Source organism: Paenibacillus sp. P4_A7 (genome assembly GCF_056402455.1).
In genome coordinates, this window is the sequence record NZ_JBFUHJ010000375.1 from 1 (window position 1) to 5613 (window position 5613).

At 42.0% G+C, this 5613-nt stretch carries 6 protein-coding genes; 5 read left to right on the top strand and 1 reads right to left on the bottom strand.

Annotation, left to right across the window (positions count from 1 at the left end; all coding sequences use genetic code 11):
- The 5 genes from AC1DWN_RS26590 to AC1DWN_RS26610 form a co-directional block, all read left to right on the top strand.
- The coding region (locus AC1DWN_RS26590) for an adenylate/guanylate cyclase domain-containing protein (RefSeq protein WP_477561904.1) at positions 1 to 664 on the top strand (664 nt) is incomplete at its 5' end.
- Positions 661 to 2199 (top strand): FecR family protein, encoded by a 1539-nt coding sequence (locus AC1DWN_RS26595; protein ID WP_477561905.1) that lies wholly within the window; start codon positions 661 to 663, stop codon positions 2197 to 2199. The genes AC1DWN_RS26590 and AC1DWN_RS26595, both read left to right, overlap by 4 nt.
- Positions 2200 to 2307: 108 nt before the next feature.
- Positions 2308 to 3777: a stalk domain-containing protein gene (locus AC1DWN_RS26600; RefSeq protein ID WP_477561906.1), complete on the top strand. Its 1470-nt coding sequence runs from the start codon at positions 2308 to 2310 to the stop codon at positions 3775 to 3777.
- A gap of 197 nt (positions 3778 to 3974) precedes the next feature.
- On the top strand, positions 3975 to 4547 hold the full coding sequence (locus tag AC1DWN_RS26605; protein WP_477561907.1) for a hypothetical protein: 573 nt from the start codon (positions 3975 to 3977) through the stop codon (positions 4545 to 4547).
- A gap of 180 nt (positions 4548 to 4727) precedes the next feature.
- The gene (locus AC1DWN_RS26610; RefSeq protein ID WP_477561908.1) at positions 4728 to 4955 is read left to right on the top strand and encodes a DNA-binding protein; all 228 of its coding nucleotides are present in this window, start codon (positions 4728 to 4730) and stop codon (positions 4953 to 4955) included.
- Between the two features lie 68 nt (positions 4956 to 5023).
- Here AC1DWN_RS26610 and AC1DWN_RS26615 read toward each other — a convergent pair whose 3' ends face one another.
- Positions 5024 to 5422 carry a GNAT family N-acetyltransferase gene (locus tag AC1DWN_RS26615; RefSeq protein ID WP_477561909.1) on the bottom strand — a complete coding sequence of 133 codons (399 nt, stop codon included), beginning with the start codon at positions 5420 to 5422 and terminating at the stop codon, positions 5024 to 5026.
- Positions 5423 to 5613: the final 191 nt, after the last annotated feature.

Consider the following 5613-nt stretch of genomic DNA (forward strand, 5'->3'; position numbering starts at 1 on the left):
GTTAGAGAGACGCAGAGTAACCGATATTTTTGGTAGATACGTTGCGCCAGAGGTCGTTAATCAAATTTTGAAAAATGGCGAGGAAGGCCTTAAGCTAGGCGGGACGCGCCGTGAATTAACTGTTTTGTTTGTTGATATTCGCGGGTTTACACCACTCTCGGAGCGCGCGGAGCCAGAGGAAGTCGTTGAAATATTGAACGAATATTTAGATTTGGTAGCTAACTGCATCTTTAAGCATAATGGTACATTGGACAAGTTTATTGGAGATGCGGCAATGGCGATATTTAACGCTCCGCTGCTGCTGGAAGATCATCCGATGAAAGCGGTGGAAGCTGCTTGGGCGATGAAGGAAGGTTCGGCGGCACTAGAGAAGAAGCTGACAGAACGGTTTGGTTTTGGCGTTAAATTTGGAATAGGTATTCATACCGGACCAGCCGTCTTTGGCAATATTGGCTCGAAGAGCCGAATGGACTATACGGCTATCGGTGACACCGTCAACACATCGGCACGGCTGGAAAGCAATGCAAAGCCAGGGCAAATTATTTTGAGCGAGGCTGTTTATGAGGTAGTCAAAGACCGTATAAGTGCGATTTCTCTAGGAGAAATCAAGGTAAAGGGCAAAGAGCAAGGAGTAACGATCTATGAATTGGAGGGGTTAAAATGAGAACGATCAAGCTATTATTCATCTGTTTGCTAGTTATGACGTTAGTTCTTCCTACGACGGCTATTGCTAAGGATACGGATAAGGCTGGTAAAATTACGGYAGTATCAAGCAAAGCAGAAGTGAAAAAAGGCGGAGGGTCGAAGAAATTCAATGCTTTTAAGGGAATGGCTATCACTAAGGGTGATACGATTCTGACGGGCAAAGACGGTAAAGTAACGATGGAGCTGGATAGTGACAAAGAGGTCACGATAGGCACGAATACGATACTTACCGTAAGTGAATTGGTGAAGAGCGCTAAAGCACTGGGAGGCAAAACAAGCCTCAGCCTATTGAAAGGTAAAGTGGTTATCAAAATCAAGAAGAAGCTAGACGGTGATTCCCGTTTTGAAATAGAAACGCCTACCGCCATTATGGGCGTAATGGGTACGGAATTTGTAGTGGAATATGAAGAGGAAGAAAGTTATGTTGCTGTGTTTGAGGGGGCTGTCTCTACTAATCACGGTCAAGCTACGCGCACAATCGTTAATCCCGACGAGCAGCTTCAGTTGGACAAGTCTGGTCAGGGTCAGAAAGAAACGCTTAATCCAAACGACTTGCCACTTATCGGATTGGAAGCATTGCTGTCGCACCTTCTAAGTACTGGGAATGCGAGCGAGGCTGAACTGAATAACATCAAGCAATTAATAGAGAAGAAAAAGCAAGAGGCTGCAGCGGAATTGGACAATGTTAACGGGCCCCAAGTACCACAGGAAATAAGGTATGAGGATGCTACACCGCCGCCAGTACCTGTTCCAACGCCAACACCGGGACCGGAGGAGACACCAGCACCGGAGTTGGATATTGAGGCATTAATGAATAATAAATACGAATACATGGAGGACGATCGAACTTTTTATTTGCCGTTTACAAGTTTGATTGCTTTTAACACTAGTGATGGACAATCACCAACAGATGGTCTTGAAATAGTGAATGTAGAGGTATGTGAAGTGATTTGCTCCAATTTAGGGAGTTTTCAACCATGGGATTACATTGAAGAAGTAAGTATTGAGGGAGAACGTTTAAAGATAACCTTTCATAAAGATGTTCCTTACGGTTCAGAGCTAAGATTTACTGTTCATTCTAACGTATTGAAAAATGCAGAAACAGGTGAAATTCAAGAGTCTGAACTGAAAACAGGTGAAGGCTTCCGTTTTTATTCTGAACCTAATCCCAGTTCGATAACTCTTGTAAAAGAGGAGCAACCAGGGTCTGAAAGCCCACGTGATACAAAAGTGATGATTCCTACTCTAGGTTACATTATAGAGGGGGTTCTAGTTGAGTCAACAGGAGAAGGGACGGCTGTATTTCCGGGGATTGAATATGGAATAGTTGGAGAAAAGAATGACACTATCTTACGAATCCATCACGACTACTTAAAAAGTCTTGCAGTTGGTTATTATAAAATTAAAGTTTCTTTATATAAAGATAGAATAACAAGCGGTGGATCAGAGAACCAGCATGCGGGTGATGTGTATATTGATCTTGAAATTCGGTAATATGCACTTGGTTAAGATAAAGTAACTTTTATCTTCAGATATACGACAGCCATAAATGACCACTAAGAGTCGTCTATTTCACAGGTTGAACGAAAGGAGAATAACGAGATGAACAGAAAGCTTCAAGTATTAACAGCTGGTACAGCGCTTTTTACGGCATTAGTAGTTGGAAATGTATCGGTGCTGGCGGTATCTAGTACGCAGTATGGTGTTGATAGTGTTGCAGTAAATGCTAAGAGTACTAATGTAACTTACGTGATAGAGAACATAAATCAACCTTGGGGACTTGCTGCTACAGCAGATGGCGGTATGATTATCGTTAACGCCGCAGGTAACGAGGTAAGCAAGTATATGAATGGCGAGATATTATCGCTAGCTGGTCAAACAAAGAGCGGTTATTACGATGGCATAGCTTCCGCGGCACTATTCAACAACCCCACATATACGGCAGTTGATAGCAAAGGCACGGTGTACGTGAGTGACACCGATAATAATGCGGTTCGCAAATTAACGAATGGTAAAGTTTATACAGCTGCCGGAAACGGCAAGGCTGGTTACAAGGAAGGCAAATTTGGCGAAACGGAGCTGAATGCTCCCGCAGGCTTGGCAATCGACGCCAGCAATAATGTTTACGTGGCAGATACGCTTAATCATGTTATTCGCAAAATAACGCCAGAGGGCATCGTATCAACGTTCGCGGGAATAGGTTTGGAAACAGGAGGCTATCAAGACGGCGCAGCCTCCGAAGCTAAATTTAACGAGCCCATGGGGCTTGTGTTTGATGAGAAGGGCGGCCTATACGTAGCAGATAGCGGCAATCATTTGATTCGTTATATTTTTGAGGGGAAAGTAACCACAGTTGCAGGCAAGCCGACAGCTATTGATTCCTTGACTGGATATATGACTGGCGGTTACGTGAATGGTAAGAACAAGGAGGCTCGTTTTAATCGTCCTCGTGGTCTCACATATGCGGATGGCGTGTTATTCGTTGCCGATAGCCTGAACAACCGAATTCGCGCCGTTCAAGCGGATGGAACAACGGTTAATATTGCAGGACAAGGTGATCCGGGCAATACGCTTGGATCAGTAGAGAAGGCACAATTCAACCAGCCCTCAGCAGTTGCTTATGTATCAGGGAAGCTATATATTGCTGACACTCTTGGCAATAGTGTGAAAGGGATCAATATCGATCCCAAAGCGCTTCAACCTGTTCAAAGCAAAGAGGATCTACTTGCTGGAACTGAGCTCCTTCCCGCTTATGAGGATATTCAAGTGTTGGTGAATGGTAAGCAAATGGAGTTCCCTTCCGCAAAGAAGCCATTCCATCAAGGTGGGAAAGTGTACCTTCCTGTAAGATCGCTATTTGAATCTATTCATGTAGAGGTAATATGGCAGGCGAAGAGCAGAGAAGTACTTCTAACATCGGAAAACTGGAAGCAAATTTTGAAGCTAAATGAAAATGTCCTTATTCAAAAAGGAACAACGTATATAGAGTCTAGCTACTTTGAAAAAGTGGCCGGAGCAATGGTTGTATATGATGAAGAGTCCAATGCAATTGTAGTGAAAAGCGGTAAGTAACAAGGTCTTATAGCAAAAAGATTAGAAGCTGTCTCATTCGTCAATGACGAGGGACAGCTTTTTTTTCTGCAATATTTACAAAACCCTTAAAGAGGGCTTACTTAGCGAAAATAATATTGAGGTATAGTTCAAGAGAATAGACAGAAACAGATATGCGGATACTACCAACAATAAACCATTTGGAGGATGAATAAATCATGAAAAACTTCTGGTTTAATAAGCGGCTAACACGGGGTATGATTTTCGCTTCGATCCTTGTCATTATTTCTGCCTGTAGCGGCATAAATAGTAAGGGGAGCGAAACTTCAGATCGGACATTTGATAAATACACCTATTTGAACGCTAACCGTCAAGGAACCATTTCTTTAGCAACGTTTTCGACGAATAATAAGCTTGCAGAAATTCAACCACAAAGCTGGAATGATCTGAAGCATGGAAATAGTAAAATCATTATCGGTGATGTTGTTCACGATGAATATGCACAACTGGCAGTACTTTCTGCTGCTATAGCTTTTGGAGGCAATGCATCAAACATTGAACCGGGAATTGCCTTTTTTGAGGAGCTTGCCAAACAAGGTCGTCTTACAAGCGGAGAAGCGTGGCAGGGTGATGAAAGTGAGACGGAAGTAAATCTGGTCAACCAAAATAACGGGTTAATCCCTAGTGGACTGTTAGGCCAGCTGCAAATAAAKGATCATAGAGCTTGGGAAGAGACCTCCTATTTTCTACCTGATATTTGGCGAGATCGTGTGCTGACTCATATGCATTAGTGCATCCTCGTGATGCTCTTTTTTATATTCTAGGGTTGGCTTGGGGGCTCGTTTGAAATATATATGGTGGAAATAGGTTGGTTTAGTGGAAGTATCGAACAAATAGGCTCAGAAAGTGGTATAATTAATATATGACGTCAAAATAGATCACTGGTCAAGAACTAGAAGGGTTGCGGGTATATGTTTGTATCTGAGGACTGGAATCAGAAAGTTAAAAAAACGTTTAATGCAACTAGCAATGAAGTTGTATTAACTATTTCTGAAGCTGGAGATTTGTTGGGGCTTACTAAGGACCAAATGAAGGTTTATGTAGATAAAAATAAGCTGACTAAAGTTCCCATTTCGAGAAGTGTGCACAGATATCTTCTATTGAAAAGTGAAATAGATGCTATAGTAGCAAATGGTTAAGCGTATAACTTAAGCAATTGATGAGGCACCTCTGACTTTAGAGTCGGGAGGTGCCTTATTTGTGCTGATTAACCAATTCTCGGAATCACAAATGCTCTCTCCGATTTTTCGAAGCCAATACGCGGGTAATATTCCATTGCGGTCGGCGCAGAGATCAATAATAAAGTAACCTCTTCTCCTAAGTAGTTCTTCAGCTTTGCAATAAGCTCTGTTCCAATTCCAGTCTTTTGATAATCCTTACTTACTGCCAAGTCCGATAAATAACAGCAGTAGGTGAAATCCGTAATTGCTCGTGCAATTCCAATTAGTCGTTCTACATCCCAGGCTGTAATCGTTACATCGGCATTATCAATCATTTTTTGGATACGCTCCAGATCATCTACTGGACGTTTAATGCCAGAGCTTCTGAATACATCTGCAACATCTTGGGAAAGCAGCGGAGTATTTATTTTATACGTAATGGTCATATGTACACCTCTTTTGTTTTTTTTATAATCATATAGATGTTTGGAAAAGGTGAGAAGGTCCAATTATAAAAACTTCTATTGGACCATTTATATCATTTTAATTAAGAGCATGAATGTTTACTGACGTGAATCAAATGGTGATACAGAAGAAAACCCGCCATAAGCTTATCTGCTTAATGGCGGGTTAACAA